Origin of the sequence: Mycolicibacterium thermoresistibile, assembly GCF_900187065.1 — a bacterium.
In the GTDB taxonomy this organism is placed as follows: domain Bacteria; phylum Actinomycetota; class Actinomycetes; order Mycobacteriales; family Mycobacteriaceae; genus Mycobacterium; species Mycobacterium thermoresistibile.
Genome location: NZ_LT906483.1, coordinates 536251 through 552964, shown reverse-complemented (window position 1 = coordinate 552964; position 16714 = coordinate 536251). Strand labels below are relative to the sequence as shown.

The 16714-nt window shown below is 70.9% G+C and carries 17 protein-coding genes, 1 pseudogene and 1 riboswitch; of the genes and pseudogenes, 8 read left to right on the top strand and 10 right to left on the bottom strand.

Annotated elements, in window-relative coordinates; genetic code table 11:
• Nucleotides 1-22 precede the first annotated feature (22 nt).
• Nucleotides 23-490 carry a hypothetical protein gene (locus tag CKW28_RS02480; RefSeq protein ID WP_050812006.1) on the bottom strand — a complete coding sequence of 156 codons (468 nt, stop codon included), beginning with the start codon at nucleotides 488-490 and terminating at the stop codon, nucleotides 23-25.
• 136 nt (nucleotides 491-626) lie between these two features.
• On the opposite strand from CKW28_RS02480, the gene CKW28_RS02475 reads away from it, so the two are divergent.
• Both CKW28_RS02475 and CKW28_RS02470 read left to right on the top strand, forming a co-directional pair.
• Nucleotides 627-1256, top strand: a complete 630-nt coding sequence (locus tag CKW28_RS02475) for an alpha/beta hydrolase family protein (RefSeq protein ID WP_003926643.1) — start codon at nucleotides 627-629, stop codon at nucleotides 1254-1256.
• Entirely contained in the window at nucleotides 1253-1771 is a 519-nt protein-coding gene (locus CKW28_RS02470) for a septum formation family protein (protein WP_003926644.1), read from the top strand. Before CKW28_RS02475 ends, CKW28_RS02470 begins: the two co-directional genes overlap by 4 nt.
• 7 nt (nucleotides 1772-1778) lie before the next feature.
• Here CKW28_RS02470 and CKW28_RS02465 read toward each other — a convergent pair whose 3' ends face one another.
• Nucleotides 1779-2459 carry a DsbA family protein gene (locus CKW28_RS02465; RefSeq protein ID WP_003926645.1) on the bottom strand — a complete coding sequence of 227 codons (681 nt, stop codon included), beginning with the start codon at nucleotides 2457-2459 and terminating at the stop codon, nucleotides 1779-1781.
• A gap of 99 nt (nucleotides 2460-2558) precedes the next feature.
• Here CKW28_RS02465 and CKW28_RS02460 point away from each other — a divergent pair, with 99 nt between their 5' ends.
• Both CKW28_RS02460 and CKW28_RS02455 read left to right on the top strand, forming a co-directional pair.
• Nucleotides 2559-2843: a DoxX-related protein gene (locus CKW28_RS02460; protein WP_003926646.1), complete on the top strand. Its 285-nt coding sequence runs from the start codon at nucleotides 2559-2561 to the stop codon at nucleotides 2841-2843.
• Nucleotides 2844-2872: 29 nt separating this feature from the next.
• Nucleotides 2873-4081 (top strand): APC family permease, encoded by a 1209-nt coding sequence (locus CKW28_RS02455; protein ID WP_003926647.1) that lies wholly within the window; start codon nucleotides 2873-2875, stop codon nucleotides 4079-4081.
• 17 nt (nucleotides 4082-4098) lie between these two features.
• Here the strand turns inward: CKW28_RS02455 and CKW28_RS02450 are convergent, their stop codons facing one another.
• The 6 genes from CKW28_RS02450 to thiO all read right to left on the bottom strand — a co-directional run bounded on the left by CKW28_RS02450 (nucleotide 4099) and on the right by thiO (nucleotide 9422).
• The gene (locus CKW28_RS02450; protein WP_040547262.1) at nucleotides 4099-5610 is read right to left on the bottom strand and encodes a M20/M25/M40 family metallo-hydrolase; all 1512 of its coding nucleotides are present in this window, start codon (nucleotides 5608-5610) and stop codon (nucleotides 4099-4101) included.
• Nucleotides 5611-5642: 32 nt separating this feature from the next.
• Entirely contained in the window at nucleotides 5643-6407 is a 765-nt protein-coding gene (locus CKW28_RS02445) for an ABC transporter permease (RefSeq protein WP_003926649.1), read from the bottom strand.
• Nucleotides 6408-6421: 14 nt separating this feature from the next.
• Nucleotides 6422-7333 (bottom strand): ABC transporter ATP-binding protein, encoded by a 912-nt coding sequence (locus tag CKW28_RS02440; RefSeq protein WP_003926650.1) that lies wholly within the window; start codon nucleotides 7331-7333, stop codon nucleotides 6422-6424.
• Nucleotides 7334-7398: 65 nt separating this feature from the next.
• A complete protein-coding gene (locus tag CKW28_RS02435; protein ID WP_003926651.1) occupies nucleotides 7399-8166 on the bottom strand; it encodes a thiazole synthase in 768 nt (255 codons plus the stop codon).
• Nucleotides 8159-8356: a sulfur carrier protein ThiS gene (thiS, locus tag CKW28_RS02430; protein WP_003926652.1), complete on the bottom strand. Its 198-nt coding sequence runs from the start codon at nucleotides 8354-8356 to the stop codon at nucleotides 8159-8161. The genes CKW28_RS02435 and thiS overlap by 8 nt, the downstream gene beginning before the upstream one ends.
• A gap of 22 nt (nucleotides 8357-8378) precedes the next feature.
• Nucleotides 8379-9422: a glycine oxidase ThiO gene (gene thiO / locus CKW28_RS02425; RefSeq protein WP_003926653.1), complete on the bottom strand. Its 1044-nt coding sequence runs from the start codon at nucleotides 9420-9422 to the stop codon at nucleotides 8379-8381.
• Nucleotides 9411-9533: riboswitch (TPP riboswitch) on the bottom strand. (Overlaps the previous gene by 12 nt.)
• Nucleotides 9534-9603: 70 nt before the next feature.
• Here thiO and thiE point away from each other — a divergent pair.
• Complete coding sequence (thiE, locus tag CKW28_RS02420) at nucleotides 9604-10263, top strand: thiamine phosphate synthase (RefSeq protein ID WP_003926654.1); 660 nt, start codon at nucleotides 9604-9606, stop codon at nucleotides 10261-10263.
• On the opposite strand, the pseudogene CKW28_RS02415 reads toward thiE, so the two are convergent.
• Nucleotides 10263-10766 (bottom strand): annotated as a pseudogene (locus CKW28_RS02415) (NUDIX hydrolase); the annotation flags it as partial. The gene thiE and the pseudogene CKW28_RS02415 sit on opposite strands and share 1 nt — an antisense overlap.
• Nucleotides 10767-10915: 149 nt before the next feature.
• Here CKW28_RS02415 and glnX point away from each other — a divergent pair.
• The 3 genes from glnX to CKW28_RS02400 all read left to right on the top strand — a co-directional run bounded on the left by glnX (nucleotide 10916) and on the right by CKW28_RS02400 (nucleotide 15654).
• On the top strand, nucleotides 10916-12235 hold the full coding sequence (gene glnX / locus CKW28_RS02410) for a protein kinase G-activating protein GlnX (protein WP_003926656.1): 1320 nt from the start codon (nucleotides 10916-10918) through the stop codon (nucleotides 12233-12235).
• Between the two features lie 68 nt (nucleotides 12236-12303).
• Nucleotides 12304-13230, top strand: coding sequence for a glutamate ABC transporter substrate-binding protein (locus CKW28_RS02405; protein WP_234785005.1), 927 nt, complete (start codon nucleotides 12304-12306; stop codon nucleotides 13228-13230).
• A 30-nt stretch (nucleotides 13231-13260) separates the two neighbouring features.
• Nucleotides 13261-15654, top strand: coding sequence for a serine/threonine-protein kinase PknG (locus CKW28_RS02400; protein ID WP_003926658.1), 2394 nt, complete (start codon nucleotides 13261-13263; stop codon nucleotides 15652-15654).
• Between the two features lie 152 nt (nucleotides 15655-15806).
• Here CKW28_RS02400 and CKW28_RS02395 read toward each other — a convergent pair whose 3' ends face one another.
• Nucleotides 15807-16682, bottom strand: a complete 876-nt coding sequence (locus tag CKW28_RS02395) for a type IV toxin-antitoxin system AbiEi family antitoxin (RefSeq protein ID WP_061252266.1) — start codon at nucleotides 16680-16682, stop codon at nucleotides 15807-15809.
• Nucleotides 16683-16714 lie beyond the last annotated feature (32 nt).

The following is a 16714-nucleotide window of genomic DNA, read 5'->3' as shown; positions in this document are numbered from 1 at the left end:
CACCGCCGGGCCGAGCACCCGGCTACGGGGTCGCGCCGTTGAGCGCATCGTCGTCGGTCTCCACGTGCAGGGTGCCGGACCAGCCGCTCATCGCGCCGGTGTTGCATCCGCCGCGGACACCGTCGCCCTGCACCTCGATCAGGTGGCTGCCCGGTGCCACGTCGATGTAATAGCCGCCGTCGTTCTGCCCGGGCTGGACGATGTTGCTGCCCCACTCCTTGCCGTCGATGAAGATCCGCGCCCGCATCGGCGCACACGCCGGCGGATTGCCGTCGGCGGTGAACGTGACGAACAACGGCCCGCTGGTGTTTGCCGTCATACCGGCACGGGGCGGGCAGTTCTGGCTGTACGGCTGCGGACAGTCCACCGCGAGGTGTTTGTCGAATTTGCCCGCCGACGCCGGCCCCGCCAGTGCGAGCGCCGCACCCGCGGCCGCCGCGGCGGCGGCCGCCGCCCCGATTGTCCGGCGTGTGAACGTCACAGTGCTCATGCGATCGCCCCCTTCTCGATTCAGTGCTGTTCGACGCTGTTCGACGCTCGTGAATCACTGATCTGGACGGTAGACCGACGCGGCCCGATCGGATATCCGGTGTTTCCCTACATTTGCGGGCCCTAGGATCGCGGAGATGAGTCTCGAGGAGATCGCCGGGGTCGCACACCATCCCACCGGCGCCCCGGCCGGCGCGGTGGTGCTCACCCACGGGGCCGGCGGCGATCGGGATTCGGCTCTGCTGCAGCGGGTCTGCGACGAGTGGGCGAGCCGCGGCTGGCTGGCCGTAAGGTACAACCTGCCCTACCGCAGGCGCCGCCCCAAGGGACCACCGTCGAACTCCGCGGCGACCGATCAACAAGGGGTGGCGGAGGCGATCCGGTGGGCGCACTCGGTCACCGACGGGCCGGTGATCGCCGGCGGACACTCCTACGGCGGGCGGATGACGTCGATGGTGGTGGCCGGGCGCAATCCGGAGGCGATGCCGCGGCTGGCGGCGCTCACCCTGTTCTCCTATCCGGTGCACCCGCCCGGTAAGCCGGAGCGGACCCGCACCGACCATCTGCGGGCCATCACGGTCCCCACCGTGTTCACCCACGGCAGCTCCGATCCGTTCGGCAGCCTCGACGAGGTGCGCGCCGCCGCGGCGCTGATCCCGGCCCGCACCGAGGTGGTGGCCGTCGCCGGGGCACGGCACGATCTGGGCTCCCGCGACATCGACGTGGCGGCAGCGGCGGTGACCGCGGCACTACAGTTGGTGGCATGACGGAGCAGCCCGGGGCGTATCCGCCGCCCCCGCCGCAACCGTATTCATCCGGCCCGCCGAGGCCGCCGCGGCCGCCGCGGCGCCGGATCCGCGGCTGGGTCGTCGCGGCGTCGGCGCTGGCCGTCCTCGCGGCGCTGGCCCTCGGCGCGGCCGCCTACCTGCAGAGCGGGCGCGGTGGTGTTGACGTGGCCGACGTCGAGGTCGGTCACTGCGTCGCCGAGGTCCCCGACAGCAGCCGGGTGACCACGCTTGCGGTCGTGGACTGCACCGAGCAGCACCGCGGTGAGGTGTTCGCGGTCATCCCCATTCCGGACGGCGCCTACCCGCCCGCCTCGGTGCTGGAGGAGCATCAGCGCAGATGCCGGCCCGCACTGGACGGCTACGCCACCCCGGCGCCGGACCGCCCGGTCGAGGTGTTCGTGCTGGCCCCGTCGGAGGAATCGTGGGAGCGCGGGCACCGCACCGTCACGTGCATCGCGATCACCGACAACTACCGCACCGACACCATGCGCTGATACGCCGTCAGGAACCCTCGATGACGTCAGCCACCCAGTCCGGATCGTCGACGTCCACCTCGGCCCGCGCGTTGAGGTCGAACACCATCGGCGTATAGGCGCGCTTACCGGTGAGCTCCTCGAAGCGTTCGGTGTTGTAGGAGTCCATCGCCTCGACGTCGACGGCCGGCGCGTTGTCCGCGATCAGATCGACGACGTCGTCCGGGAGACCGACATCCCCGGCGACGGCGGCCAATCCGCGGGCGTCGAGATTGTCGCCGACCGGGGAGAGCAGCCGGTACGTCTGCATCACGAACGCCTGCACCTGGGTCGCCCCGGCGTCCGATCCGGGCTCGGCGGCGGCGAACAGCGCGTTGCTGACCCGCTTGGAGTAGCCGCCGGACCGGTCCAGGAAGGTCAGCGGCCGATAGGTCACCCGCAGCTCGTCACGTTCGATGGCGCTGCGCAGATCCTCGCCGTAACGGCGTTGCAGCCGCGCGCAGGCCGGGCACAACGGCTCGATGTAGATCTCGATCCGCGCCGGGGCGAACTGGTATCCGAGTTCGACTCCGTAACCGTCCTCGGCCACCACGACGGTGGCGTCTCCCGGGGCGTCCGCGGGCGCCGAGGCGGCACCGTCGACGGTGACGGTACACCCGCTCAGCAGCACCGCCACCCCCAGCATCGCCGTCAGGGTCAGCCAGCGCATGCGGTCACCATACCCAGAGTCGGGGTTGGCGTCCGCCGCGTCGGCACGGTCATACTACGTCGGCGAGTCAGATCGACGACCGATGCGAAAGGGGTTGTTGTGGCGGACAGGGATTCGGACAAGGATTCGAAGGTGCTCAAACTCTCGGGGCTGCTCCTCGCGGCGACCGGGTTGAGCCACCTCGCCGCACCCACGTTCTGGGAACCGCTGGTCTCCGGGGTGTTTCCGGACAACACCCGCAACCACGTCTACGTCAACGGCGGGATCGAAACCGCGCTCGGTGTCGGCCTCGCCGCCCGGCGCACCCGCAAGTTCGCCGTCGTCGGACTGCTCGCCTACACCGCCTACCTGGTCGCCACCGCGGTGCGCAGCCGGTCAACCTAGGCGCGGCAACGATTTCGGGATCGCCGCAGTTGCCGCGTCGGCTGGGCACCCTCGACGCGGTGACGATCGGGCTGGGCGCGATGATCGGGGCCGGCATCTTCGTCGCGCTCGGTCCGGCGGCGGCTGCCGCCGGCCCGTGGCTGCTGGCCGGGCTGGGCATCGCCGCGGCGGTGGCCTACTGCAATGCCACCGCGTCGGCGCGGTTGGCCGCCCGTTACCCGCAGTCCGGCGGCACCTACGTCTACGGTCGGGAACGGCTCGGGGCGTTCTGGGGGTACACCGCCGGGTTCAGCTTCGTCGTCGGCAAGACCGCGTCCTGTGCGGCGATGGCGTTGACCATCGGGTTCTACCTGTGGCCGGGACACGCGCACGCGATCGCGGTAGCCGCGGTGGTGGCGTTGACCGCGCTCACCTATCTGGGCATCGAGAAGTCGGCGCTGCTGACCCGGCTCGTGGTGGCCGGTGTGCTCGGGGTGCTCACCGCGGTGGTGGTGCTCGTGCTGGGGTTCGGCGCGCCCGCCGGCCGGGTGGCGGGCGGCGGCACCGACATCGGCGCGGGCGCGGTGCTGCAGTCCGCCGCGCTGTTGTTCTTCGCGTTCGCCGGGTACGCCCGGATCGCCACCCTCGGTGAGGAGGTCCGCGACCCCGCCCGCACGATCCGGCGCGCCATCCCGCTGGCCCTGGGCATCACCCTGACCGTGTACGGGGCGGTGACTGCGGCGGTGCTCGTCGCGCTCGGCAGCGCCGGCCTGGCCCGCTCGCCCGCTCCGGTGGCCGACGCCGTCACCGCGGCCGGGTTCGGCGGGTTCGCGCCGGTGGTGCGCGGCGCCGCGGTCGTCGCCGCGGTGGGTGCGCTGCTGGCCCTGCTGCTGGGGGTCTCGCGCACGGTGCTGGCGATGGCCCGGGACCGGCACCTGCCGTCCGCGCTGGCCGCGGTGCATCCGCGGTTCGGCAGCCCACACCGGGCCGGGCTGGCGGTGGGCGCCGTGGTCGCGGTGCTGGCCGGGCTGCTCGACCTGCGCGACGCCATCGGCTTCTCGTCGTTCGCCGTCCTGCTGTACTACGCGATCACCAATGCCACGGCGTACACCCTGGGCGGGCGGCGGATGACACCGGTGCTGGGTCTGGCCGGGTGCCTGGTGCTGGCGGTGTCACTGCCGCCGGCCTCGGTGCTGGCCGGTGCGGCGGTGGTCGCCGTCGGCGCGGCCGGCTATCTGGTGTCGCGGCGGGCCGGCTGAATCCCGGGCCGGGGGCATCACGGATTGCTCAGCTGATGGCGGGTGCGGTCGTCGCGGATCGGTAGACCGTTGCGGCCCCGCTGATCCTGGGCGTACATCCCGACCGCATAGGCCGCGGCCGCGGCGTTGACCGCCAACGCCGTGCGGTCGATGTTGTCGAGGTCGTCGCCTTCCTTGTGGTAGTTCGGGTCGAACGGTTCACCGGCCGTCCCGCCCCACCGCTCGGCCTGTTCCTCGGTCTTCTCGCCGCTGCCGCCGGTGAACAGCCCCCCGGCGGGGATACCGGCGAGGGTGAAGCTGTCGTTGTCGGAGCGGCCCTCGAGGTTGACGTCGTCGGGTTCGATGTCCTCGTCGGCGAGCGCGGCCACCAGGGTGCGCTCCACCCCGGCCGACCCCTCCGGCACCCGCGGCGCGGGCCGGTTCGGATCCGGTGGACTCGACAGGTCCCCGTCATAGGTGAAGTAGCCCGGATTCGGTGAGCCCACCATGTCCAGGTTCAGGTACACCGCGATGTCTTTGAGTTCCTCGACATCCAATGACGCCAGATAGGCCCGCGATCCGCGCAGCCCGACCTCCTCGGCGCCCCAGAACCCGAACCGCACCGCGTTGGCGATGTCCGGCGCGCTGCCCAGCTGCCGCGCGGTCTCCAGAACCGCTGCGACACCGGAGCCGTTGTCGTTCATCCCGGGCCCGTCGGGAACACCGTCGAGGTGGGCACCGATCATCACCACATCGCTGGTCGCGCCGGTCGAGGTCTGCGCGATCACATTGCGGGTGCGTTTGGTCTCCACACCAGCCTCCAGCGTGATCGCGGTGGGCCCGGGCCGTTCCCGCAGCCGGGCGCCCTCGGACTTGGACACGCTGACGACCGGGATCTCGACCTCGGTTCTCTCCCCGAGGGTGCCGCCCATCTCCTCTTCGTCGACGGTGTTCGCCACGATCAGCGCCACCGCGCCGCGTTCGGCGGCCGCGGCCTGTTTGTCGCCGAACGGGCAATGGCCCCGGTCGACCAGCACCACCGCGCCGTCGACCGGCAGACCGTCGTAGTCGTCGGCGGTGCACCCGGGACTGTCGTCGTCGGCGCGTGCGGGCACCAGCGGACCCGACACCCCGTCCGGGCCGGTGCCGATGGTGAACAACAGCGGTTTGGCGGACACCGGGGCGCCGCCCACCGTCACCTCGGGGTCCTCGGCGAACGGCAGCCGCACCTCGAACTCCGGGGTTTCGACCTCGAAACCGCTGTCCCGCAACACATCGACCACATAGTCGACGCTCGCGTCGTAACCCGGGGTGCCCAGCGCCCGGTTGCCGCCGTGCTCGTCGGCGATCCTCTGCAACTCGGTCAGATGGGCGAACACCGCGTCACCGGAGATCCGGTCACGCAGTTCGGCGGCGAAGTCGGCAGCCGCCGGCGCCGCGCCCGGCACCGGTTCGGTCTGGGTGCTGCGACTGCATCCTCCCACCACGGCCGTGCCGAACACGGCCATCGCGGTCATCAGGGCCCCGGCGGTCAACGGTGTGCTACGCATCGCCCACCACGGTAACCCGGGGCCGCCCCGGGTCAGGCGTCGCGGCGATTCACCACCACCACGGCGGCGACACCCACCACCGCGACCACGACCGCGAAGTACACCAGGGACCCGAGTCCGCCCCAGGGCGTGTCGAAGACCGGGTAGAGCCACCGCACGTCGAGGAACCGGAACACGTTGCCGAACGGCAGGTACGGGCCCACCACCGGGGCGACGTCCGGCATGTTGGCCAGGATCGGTTCGGCGACCAGCGGCCACAACAGCAGCACCGCGACCGCCCCGGCGGTGTTCCGCAGCAACACTCCCACCGCGACGCCGAGCACCGCGGCGAGCATCGCGAACGCGGTCACCCCGGCGATCACCCGCCAACCCGCCGCCCCGGTCGGCGTCAGGTGGGCCGCGGCCATCGGGTCGGCCGACGCGCCGGCCGCGAGAATCGCGGCCACTGTCATCAGCGCCGCCCAGCCGCCGCAGAACACCGTCGCCACCACGGTTTTCGCGGCGATCGCCACGGTGCGGCGCGGCACGGCCAGGAACGTGGTGCGGATGGCGCCGGTGCGGTGTTCGCCGGTGACGGTCAGCGCCGCGAGGATCATCAGCACCGGAATCCCGAACACCACCACCCCGAGCGCCGCCTGCTGCGGCGGCAGCGCACTGTAGTGGTGCGCGGTCAAGCCCTGCAGTGCGGCCACCCCGAGCGCCGACACCGCGACGCCCAGCGCCGACCACAGCGGCGCGCGGGTGGTGAGCAGTTTGACGCGTTCGGCGTTCACCGCCGCGGCCAGGCCGGTGGCCATGCTCATCACGGCGCTCACCGCGGCACCGCCCGGTATTCCACCGCGGCGTCGGTGAGCTCGAGGTAGGCGTCCTCCAGCGAGGCCCGCTGCACGCTCAGTTCGTGGAGGGTGATGCCGTTGCGGGCGGCCAACTCGCCGACCACCTCCGGCGCCGCGCCGCGCACCGTGAGCGCCGCCCCGTCCGGTTCGAGCCGCACCTCGACGCCGGCGTCGGCCAGCAGCCCGCGCAGCGTGTCCATCTCGGGGCTGCGGACCCGGACCCGTTCGGCGGCGGTGCTGCCGACGAACTCGGCGACGCTGGTCGAGGCGATCAATCTGCCACGGCCGATCACCAGCAGCCGGTCGGCGGTGTTGGCCATCTCGGCCAGCAGGTGGCTGGACACCAGCACGGTGCGGCCCTCGGCGGCCATGGTGCGCATCAGCGTGCGCACCCAGCGGATGCCCTCCGGATCCAGACCGTTGACCGGTTCGTCGAACAGCAGCACCGGCGGATCACCCAACAGCGCGCCGGCGATGCCCAGCCGCTGGCTCATGCCCAGCGACAGCGTGCCGGCGGGTCTGGCGGCCACCGCGGTCAGCCCGACCAGCTCCAACACCTCGTCGACGCGGCGCTGCGGAATCCGGTTGGCCGCGGCCAGCCAGCGCAGATGGTTGCGCGCGCTGCGGGCCGGGTGCACCGCACGTGCGTCCAGCAGCGCCCCGACGGTGCGCAGTGGGTCACGCAGGTCGCGGTAGCGACGACCGTCGATGGTGGCGGTGCCCGACGTCGGCCGGTCCAGCCCGAGAATCAACCGCATCGTGGTGGTCTTGCCGGCCCCGTTGGGTCCGAGGAATCCGGTCACCACCCCCGGTTCGACCGTGCAGGTGAGGTCGTCGACGGCCCGAGTGCGACCGAACACCTTGGTCAACGCGGTCAATTCGATCATCGCCGCCATCATGACACCTCGCCCGGCCGGCCACCGCACCCCGGTGGACGGGTCGGGCCGGTCGATCAGAGGGGCGGGCTGGACGCCTGCGCCCAGAATCGTTTCGGGATCCGGCCGGCCTGCCGGGCCAGCCGTCCGGCGGTGACCGCCGCGGCCATCGCGGCCGCCATCTTCGGTGGGTCGCCGGCCCGGGTCACCGCGGTGGCCAACAGCACCGCATCGCAGCCCAGTTCCATCGCGAGCGCGGCGTCGCTGGCGGTGCCGATCCCGGCGTCCAGGATCACCGGCACATTCGACTGCGCCACGATCATCTCGATGTTGTGCGGATTGGAGATGCCCAGCCCGGTGCCGATCGGGGATCCCAGCGGCATCACCGCGGCGCAGCCGACGTCCTCCAACCGTTTGGCCAGCACCGGGTCGTCGTTGGTGTAGGGCAGCACGGTGAACCCGTCGTCCACCAGTTGTTCTGCGGCGCGGACCAGTTCGACCGCGTCCGGCAGCAGGGTGCGCTCGTCGGCGATGACCTCGAGTTTGACCCAGTCGGTGTCCAGCGCCTCCCGGCCCAGCTGCGCGGTGTAGACCGCCTCGGCCGCGCCGCGGCAGCCGGCGGTGTTGGGCAGCGGGGTGATGCCCAGCCGGTTCAGCAGCTCCAGCACCCCGGTGCCGCCCTCGGCGTCGACGCGGCGCATCGCCACCGTGGTCAGTTCGGTGCCCGAGGCCACCAACGCCTCTTCCAGGATCGCCAGATTCGCCGCTCCGCCGGTGCCCAGGATGAGCCGGGAGCCGAACGTGCGGCCAGCGATGGTCAGCTTGTCGGTGTCCGGGCTAGCCACCCTGCACCGCCGTCACCACCTCGATGCGCGCGCCGTCGGTCAGCGTGGTGTCCCACCGTGATCGCGGCAGCACCGACCAATCCACGGCGACCGCGATCCCCTTCTCCGGGAAACCCCGCTGTTCCAGCAGCGTCGCCACCGTGGTCTGCTCGTCGACCTCGATGGTCTCGTCGTTCAGTGTCACTCTCATCGTCTTCATGTCGGCCTTCATGTCAGCGTGCTCCTACCAGCTCGGCTTCGGGTAACGGGGCGCCGTCGAGTTCGGCGAGGATGGCCTCCGCGGTCCACGGGGCCAGCAGAAATCCGGACCGTCCGTGCCCGGCGGCGACCAGCGTGCGGTCGTCCAGTCGGCCCACGATCGGCAGATTGTCCGGGGTCATCGGGCGCAGCCCGGCGGCGCATTCGGCCAGTTCGTACTCGCCCAGCGCCGGGACCACCGCGCAGGAGTCGTCGAGCAGGTCGCGCACCCCGGTCACCGACGGCGCGGTGTCGCGGCCGTGCTCGTACTGGGTGGCGCCGACCACCAGACCGTCGGCACGCGGCACCAGATACACCTGCCGGCCGTGCACCCGGGCCCGAATCACCCGCTGCGGCACCGGCATACAGCCACGTCGCCACCGCAGCCGCAGCACCTCGCCCTTGACCGGGCGGATCGGCAGGCCGGGCCACAGCGCGGGCGCGTCCAGCCCGTTGGCGATCACCCGCACCGGCGCGTCCACCTCGGCCAGGTCGGTCACCGGGGGCGCCCACTGCACACCCAGCCGGTCACAGTGCGCACGCAGCGCCTCGACCACGGCCCGGTTGTCCACCGCGAGTTCGGTGTCGGCGATGAAGCCGTGCCGGATTCCTTGCGCCAGAAGCGGTTCCACATCCCGCGCGGAGGTGGTGAAGGTGACCGGATGGCCCTGCCCGGCCAGCCAGGAGCCGACCGTCTGCAGATCGGCGACGTCGGCCCGGTCGACCGCGACGACCAACGACTCCCGCGCGGTGACGACCTCGGGCGGCAGCCCGTCGAGGAAACCGTTCCGCCACAGATTCAGCGAGGCCAGTCCCAGTCGCAGCAGGTGTTCCTCCCCGGGCCAGCCTTCGCTGTGCGGGGCCAGCATGCCGCCGGCCACCCAGGAGGCGCCGCGCTCCTCGCTGCGGTGCACCCGGACCTGCCAGCCGGCCAGCGCGGCGCGGCGGGCGACCGCCAGGCCGATGACACCGCCGCCGACGACGGCCACCGTGCGGTCGGACCCGATGACATCGGACATTCTGCTCCCTTCGCCGGCATGATCCGGATCAGGTGTGACGGTAAGGGCCGGTCCGGTCCGTCGGTGTGGCCCACTCTCAGCCCCGCACCCGGGACTCCCGTGTCGAACATCCACCGTAGCGCGTTAGCGTCGCGGTGTGCATCCACCAGTCAGTTCGTCCGGTTCGTCCCGGTCTGCCCGGTTGTCCGCCGCTTCGCTGTACCTGTGCACCGACGCCCGCCGGGAGCGCGGTGACCTCGCCGAGTTCGCCGACGCCGCGCTGGCGGGCGGGGTGGACCTCATCCAGCTGCGCGACAAGGGGTCCCCCGGCGAGCAGCGGTTCGGCCCGTTGGAGGCGCGTGACGAGCTCGAGGCGCTGTCGGTGCTCGCCGACGCCGCCCGCCGTCACGACGCGTTGCTGGCGGTCAACGATCGCGCCGACGTCGCGCTGGCCGCCGGGGCCGACGTGCTGCATCTCGGGCAGGACGACCTCCCGTTGCCGGTGGCCCGCCGGATCGTCGGGGACGAGGTGCTGATCGGGCGGTCCACCCATGACATCGAACAGGTCCGCACCGCGATCGCCGATCGGGACGTGGACTACTTCTGCGTCGGCCCGTGCTGGCCGACCCCGACCAAACCGGGCCGTCCGGCGCCCGGCCTGGATCTGGTGCGCGCCGCCGCGGCCGAGGGCACCGGCAAACCGTGGTTCGCCATCGGCGGCATCGACGAGCAGCGGTTGCCCGAGGTGGTGGCGGCCGGGGCGCGGCGCATCGTGGTGGTCCGGGCGATCACCGCGGCGGACGATCCCGAGGCGGCCGCCCGGCGGCTCAAGGCGATGCTGCCCGGCGGCCGAACGGGCTAACGCGGGTCGTTGGTCAGCAGCGGAATGGTGGCGATGAGCTCACGCAACCCGTCCCAGCTGGCGGCGAACCCGGGGTGCAGCGGCAACGCCCCCACGTCGTCCTCGGCAACCCAGCGCAGCTCGGCGCTCTCCAGGTTGGGCTCGGTCTCCAGCATCTCGGGCGCGTCGGCGATGACGGTGGTGTAGCTCCAGTGGGTACCGCCGACACCGGCGACCTCGGCGGTCACCACCGCGGTGCGCACCACGACCAGCTCGACGGCCAGGCCGGTCTCCTCGTGTGCCTCCCGCACCGCGGCCTGCTCGGCGGTCTCGTGGCTGTCCCGGGCGCCGCCGGGCAGCCCCCAGGTGCCGCCCTGATGGCTCCACGCCGCCCGGTGCTGCAGCAGCACCGCCGGCGACCCGTCCGGACGCGGCGCGCGCAGCAACAGTCCCGCCGCGCCGTACCGGCCCCAGAAGCGGGCGCCGCTTTCCGACATCACCCAGCCGTCACCGTCGCCCCGCACGGGTTCAGGATAGGCATCCTCCGTCGACCGGGGTGAACCACGCCACCCCGGGGCGGTTCGACGGACCCATTCCACGGCAGCTCTCAGACTTCTTTTATAGAGTTTTGGCGGGGTCGGGTTAGCAGCGAAGAGATGAGGTCCACGGACCCGTGACAGTGGAGTTGGCGCATCCCTCGACCGAGCCGCTCGCGTCACGGTCGCCGACCAACCCGACACATTCGCGCTGGTGGTTCCTGTGGACCACGCCGGGCCGGATCCTGACCATCGGGATCGTGCTGTCCGCGCTGGCCATCGCCAGCGCGTTCGCCACTTCGACCACGATCAACGACCGGCAGCAGGCGCTGACCACCGTGCTCAACCACACCGAGCCGCTGGCCTTCGCCGCCGGGCAGCTCTACACCAAGCTGTCGGTGGCCGACGCGGCGGCGGCGACGGCGTTCATCGCCGGGGCGGAGCCGCCGGAGGTGCGGCAGCGCTACGAGCAGGCCATCACCGACGCCGCGGTGGCCGTCACCCGGGCAGCGAGCGGTCTGACCGACGAGGAGCTGGTGGCCCTGCTCGGCCGGGTCAACGCGCAGCTGGCCGTCTACACCGGGCTGGTCGAGACCGCCCGCACCAACAACCGGGCCGGCAACCCGGTGGGGTCGTCGTACCTGTCGGAGGCGTCGGCGCTGATGCAGTCGCAGATCCTGCCCGATGCGCAACGGCTCTACGAGGCGACGTCGGCGCGGGTCGACGTCGAGACGACGGCCTCGGCCCGCATCCCGGCGCCGGTGATCCTGGTGGTGCTGGCGACGTTGCTGTTCGGGCTGTTCGCCAACCGCTGGCTGGCGCGGCGCACCCGGCGCCGGGTGAACATCGGTTTCGTCGCCGGTGGGCTGGCGGTGCTGATCATGGTGGTCTGGGTGGGAACCGCGCTGACCATCTCCACCGCGGACAGCCGCAGCGCGAAGAACACCGCCGCCGAATCCCTCAAGACCGTCACCAACCTGGCGATCACCGCCCAGCAGGCGCGGGCCGACGAAACCCTGGCGCTGATCCGCCGCGGTGACGAGACCACCCGCAAGGAGTCGTTCTACCAGCGCATCGAGACGATGCAGCAGCAGCTGGCCGACTATCTCGAGCGCCGCGACTCCATCGACAAGTCCGATCTGCACGATGCGCAACGGTTGCTCGAACGGTGGCGCGTCGCCGACGACCGGATCAACGCCTACATCGCGGTCGGCAACTACCAGGCGGCCACCCAGGTGGCGCTGGGCACCGGCGACGGCGACTCCACACCCGCGTTCGATCAGCTCGACGCGGCGTTGAACAAGGCCATCGAGAAGAGCCGCACCGAACTGCGCAACAACATCGTCAACGCCCGCCGGGTGCTGTCCGGGGCCACGGCGGGGGCCGCCGCGCTCAGCGCCGTCGCGGCGATCGCGGTGGCCCTGGGGCTGTGGCCGCGACTCAACGAGTACCGGTGATGGACATCGAGGTGAGAACCATGGGCACGCCGGTCAAGCGTCTGGTGGCGGTGCTGGGAGTGCTCGGGATGCTGCTCACCGGATGTGGGGAGTCGAACTCGGTGGCGCCCGCGCCGGAGGTGGTGCTCAACCCGCCGTCGCCGTCGGGAATGGAGGAGATGCCGCCGCAGCCCGCGCAGATGCCCGACCCGAAGGCCGAGGACTGTGACCGCACCGCGAGCCTGCGGCCGTTCCCGACCAGGGCCGAGGCCGATGAGGCGGTCGCCCACATCCGGGAACGCGGCCGGCTGATCGTCGGCCTCGACATCGGCAGCAACCTGTTCAGTTTCCGCGACCCGATCACCGGGCAGATCGCCGGCTTCGACGTCGACATCGCCGGTGAGATCGCCCGCGACATCTTCGGCAGCCCGGCACAGGTCGAGTACCGGATCCTGTCGTCGGCCGACCGGATCGAGGCGTTGCAGAACAACGAGGTCGACGTGGTGGTCAAGACCATGACCATCACCTGCGAGCGCAAGGAGAAGATCCACTTCTCCACCGCGTATCTCAACGCCAATCAGCGGATTCTGGCGCCGCGCAGTTCACCGATCACGCGGGCCGCCGACCTCTCCGGCCGGCGGGTGTGCGTCGTCAAGGGCACCACGTCACTGACCCGGGTGCAGCAGATCAGCCCGCCACCGATCATCGTGGCGGTGGAGACCTGGGCCGACTGCCTGGTGGCGATCCAACAGAATCAGGTCGACGCGGTCAGCACCGACGACTCGATCCTGGCCGGGCTGATGGCACAGGATCCGTATCTGCACATCGTCGGGCCCAGTATGAGCCAGGAGCCGTACGGGATCGGCATCAACAAGAACAATCCGGGACTGGTCCGGTTCGTCAACGGCACGCTGGAACGGATCCGGCGCGACGGAACATGGAATACCTTGTACCGCAAATGGTTGACAGTATTGGGGCCGGCTCCGGCCCCGCCTGTCGCGAGATACGTCGACTGATGCCGAACACCAGAAGACCTGACACGACGAATGCCTGAGACCGAAGTGAACCAGAACCACGACGACGCGCGAACCGGGACACCCCCGGCGGAGCCGACCGTCGGTTCGGAGCCGACCGTCGAAACCCGTTCGGCGGAAACGACAGTCGGATCAGAGCAGAAGTCGACCGGCCCCGCGCCGGAGACGACGTCGGCCGGACCCACGGTGGGCACCCAGCCGGCGAGCTTCGACGATCTCGGCCTGGACACCATGTCCACCATCCGGCCGATGGCCACCCAGGCGGTGTTCCGGCCGCATCTGGGGGACCATCCGGACACCGAGGGCGGGGACGACACCGAACCGCACGACATGGCCGTCACGGTGGCCCGGCAGATGTCGCCGACCCGCCGGCTGGGCGGCGGACTGGTCGAGATCCCGCGGGTGCCCACGAAGGATCCGCTCACCGCGTTGATGACCAATCCGGTGGTGGCGGAGTCGAAGCGGTTCTGCTGGAACTGCAACCGGCCGGTCGGGCGGTCGAAGGGGGCGACACCGGCGGCGATCGAGGGCTGGTGCCCGCACTGCGGCAGCCCGTACTCGTTCCTGCCGCAACTCAATCCCGGCGACATGGTGGCCGACCAGTACGAGATCAAGGGCTGCATCGCGCACGGCGGGCTGGGCTGGGTGTACCTGGCGTTCGACCACAACGTGAACGAACGTCCCGTTGTGCTCAAGGGTCTGGTGCATTCCGGCGACGCCGAGGCGCAGGCGATCGCGATGGCCGAGCGGCAGTTCCTCGCCGAGGTGACGCATCCGGGGATCGTCAAGATCTACAACTTCGTCGAGCACGACGACAAGCACGGCAACCCGGTCGGCTACATCGTGATGGAGTACGTCGGCGGGACGTCGCTGAAGGAGGCCCGGGACAAGAAACTCCCGGTGGCCGAGGCGATCGGCTACATGCTCGAGATCCTGCCCGCGCTGGGATATCTGCACTCGATCGGGCTGGCCTACAACGACCTCAAGCCGGAGAACATCATGATCACCGAGGATCAGCTGAAGCTGATCGACCTCGGTGCGGTGTCGACGATCAACTCCTTCGGATACCTCTACGGCACACCGGGTTACCAGGCGCCCGAGATCGTGCGCACCGGTCCGACGGTGCAGACCGACATCTACACCGTGGGCCGCACGCTGGCGGCGCTGACGCTGAAACTGCCCACCCGCAAGGGCCGTTACGTCGACGGCCTGCCCGAGGACGATCCGGTGCTGGCCGAGTACGACTCGTTCGCGCGGCTGCTGCGCCGGGCGACCGACCCGGATCCGCGCCGCCGGTTCGCCAGCGCCGAGGAGATGTCCGCACAGCTGCTCGGTGTGCTGCGCGAGGTCGTCGCCAAGGACACCGGCGTGCCGCGGCCCGGTCTGTCGACGGTGTTCAGCCCCACCCGGTCGACGTTCGGGATCGATCTGCTGCTGGCGCACACCGACGTCTACCGGGACGGTCAGGTGCACTCGGAGAAGCTGACCGCCCAGGAGATCGTCAAGGCGCTGCCGGTGCCGCTGGTGGATCCGGCGGACGTCGGCGCACCGGTGCTGACGGCCAGCGTGCTCAGCGAGCCGGTGCAGACACTGGATCAGCTGCGCGCCGCCCGGCACGGGGCGCTGGACTCCGACGGCATCGACCTGTCCGAGTCGGTGGAGTTGCCGCTGATGGAGGTGCGGGCCCTGCTCGACCTCGGGGACGTCGCCAAGGCGACCCGCAAACTCGACGATCTGGCCGCCCGGGTGGGCTGGCGGTGGCGGCTGGTGTGGTTCCGCGCCGTCGCCGAGATGCTGTCCGCCGACTACGAGTCGGCGATGAAGCATTTCGCCGAGGTGCTCGACACCCTGCCCGGTGAGCTGGCGCCGAAGCTGGCGCTGGCCGCGACCGCGGAGCTGGCCGGCAGCCCGGAGGCCGGCAAGTTCTACAACACCGTGTGGTCCACCGACCACGGCATCATCTCGGCGGCCTTCGGGCTGGCCCGCGCGCTGGCGGCGGAGGGCGACCGGGAGGGCGCGGTGCGGGTGCTCGACCAGGTGCCGGCCACCTCGCGGCACTTCCCGACCGCCCGGCTGACGAGTGCGGTGACGCTGCTGTCCGGCCGGTCGACCAGCGAGATCACCGAGAAGCACATCCGCGATGCGGCCCGCCGGGTCGAGGCGCTGCCCGACAGCGAGCCGCGGGTGCTGCAGATCCGCGCGCTGGTGCTGGGCACCGCGATGGACTGGCTGGCCGATCACAACGCCAGCACCAACCACATCCTCGGGTTCCCGTTCACCGAACACGGTCTGCAGCTGGGCGTGGAGTCCTCGCTGCGGGCGTTGGCCCGGGTGGCGCCCACCCAGGCGCACCGCTACGCACTCGTCGACCTGGCCAACAGTGTGCGACCGATGAGCACCTTCTGACGCGGTGGGGGTTCTCTCGCGGGTGGGAGCGTGCCTGTTTCGCGGCGGCTGTGCGTTGGGCGCATCGGGTGTGTATTCGCGGAGGTGAATGTGCCGCTACTGCGGCCAAACCCGGTTTTCGCGATGCTGGTCGCACAATCGACTCTGCTTGTTCACAGTCGGCACGGGCAGTTCACGCCGAGCGCCGACACCGCACGATGGACACGGTGGATGGCGCTCACCTGGGTGTCGTCGGCGGTCAACCGCACCACGCTCCACTGCTGTTGCACCTTCTCCAGCCGGTGGATATCGCCGGTGTACCGGAACCGTTCCCGGTGGTGTTCACCTTCGTACTCCACGGCGAGCAGCCATTCCGGCCAACCCATGTCAAGGAATGCGAACGGCACACCGTCGGAGTCGCACACCGGGATCTGGGTGTGCGGCACCGGGAAACCGGCTTCGATCAGCCACAGCCGGACCTGGCTCTCCTTCGGCGACTGTGCACCGCCGTCGACGAGTTCGAGCACGGTCTCCAGCAGCCGCAGACCGCGTGCGCCGGGGTGGCGGGCCGCGAGCCGGGCGATGTCGTCGAGCTTGATCCCGGTGGCGTTGACCAGCGCGTCGAGTCGAGGCACCGTCGACATGATGCTTCCGCGCCGGCCGATGTCGAATGCGGTGCGTTCGGGAGTGGTCACCGGCCGGCCGTCGATGGTCGTCACCTCGTCGTCGAACAGCAGGCACCGGCGGGTGACGATGCCGTCGGGCGGCCGAGGGTTGGTGTGCACCAGTTCGACCGGGGTGTCGACGTCGATCCACTTCGTGCCGTGCACGGCCGCCGCGGCCGAGCCGGCGATCGTTCCCCGGCGGCGCGACCACAGCCACGCCGCGTGAACTCGCTGTCCGAGCGTCAGTCTCGCCTCGCGCTGTGTGTACACATCCGGAAACAGCCGTCGATATCTGGACCGCAGCTGGTGCGGTGTCAGGGCGCCGGCCGCCAGCGCTTCACTTGCAAGGAACGCTTCACCCCACTGATTCGTGCATTGAGTCATGGGTGGAACCTCGTCGTCGGTCCCGACAATGT

Coding starts and splice junctions, on each gene's coding strand:
- CKW28_RS02480 (WP_050812006.1), bottom strand. CDS start 490: ATGAGCACTGTGACGTTCACACGCCGGACAATCGGGGCGGCGGCCGCC.
- CKW28_RS02475 (WP_003926643.1), top strand. CDS start 627: ATGAGTCTCGAGGAGATCGCCGGGGTCGCACACCATCCCACCGGCGCC.
- CKW28_RS02470 (WP_003926644.1), top strand. CDS start 1,253: ATGACGGAGCAGCCCGGGGCGTATCCGCCGCCCCCGCCGCAACCGTAT.
- CKW28_RS02465 (WP_003926645.1), bottom strand. CDS start 2,459: ATGCGCTGGCTGACCCTGACGGCGATGCTGGGGGTGGCGGTGCTGCTG.
- CKW28_RS02450 (WP_040547262.1), bottom strand. CDS start 5,610: ATGCGTAGCACACCGTTGACCGCCGGGGCCCTGATGACCGCGATGGCC.
- CKW28_RS02445 (WP_003926649.1), bottom strand. CDS start 6,407: ATGGCCACCGGCCTGGCCGCGGCGGTGAACGCCGAACGCGTCAAACTG.
- CKW28_RS02440 (WP_003926650.1), bottom strand. CDS start 7,333: ATGATCGAATTGACCGCGTTGACCAAGGTGTTCGGTCGCACTCGGGCC.
- thiS (WP_003926652.1), bottom strand. CDS start 8,356: ATGAGAGTGACACTGAACGACGAGACCATCGAGGTCGACGAGCAGACC.
- thiO (WP_003926653.1), bottom strand. CDS start 9,422: ATGTCCGATGTCATCGGGTCCGACCGCACGGTGGCCGTCGTCGGCGGC.
- CKW28_RS02405 (WP_234785005.1), top strand. CDS start 12,304: ATGCTGCTCACCGGATGTGGGGAGTCGAACTCGGTGGCGCCCGCGCCG.
- CKW28_RS02400 (WP_003926658.1), top strand. CDS start 13,261: ATGCCTGAGACCGAAGTGAACCAGAACCACGACGACGCGCGAACCGGG.
- CKW28_RS02395 (WP_061252266.1), bottom strand. CDS start 16,682: ATGACTCAATGCACGAATCAGTGGGGTGAAGCGTTCCTTGCAAGTGAA.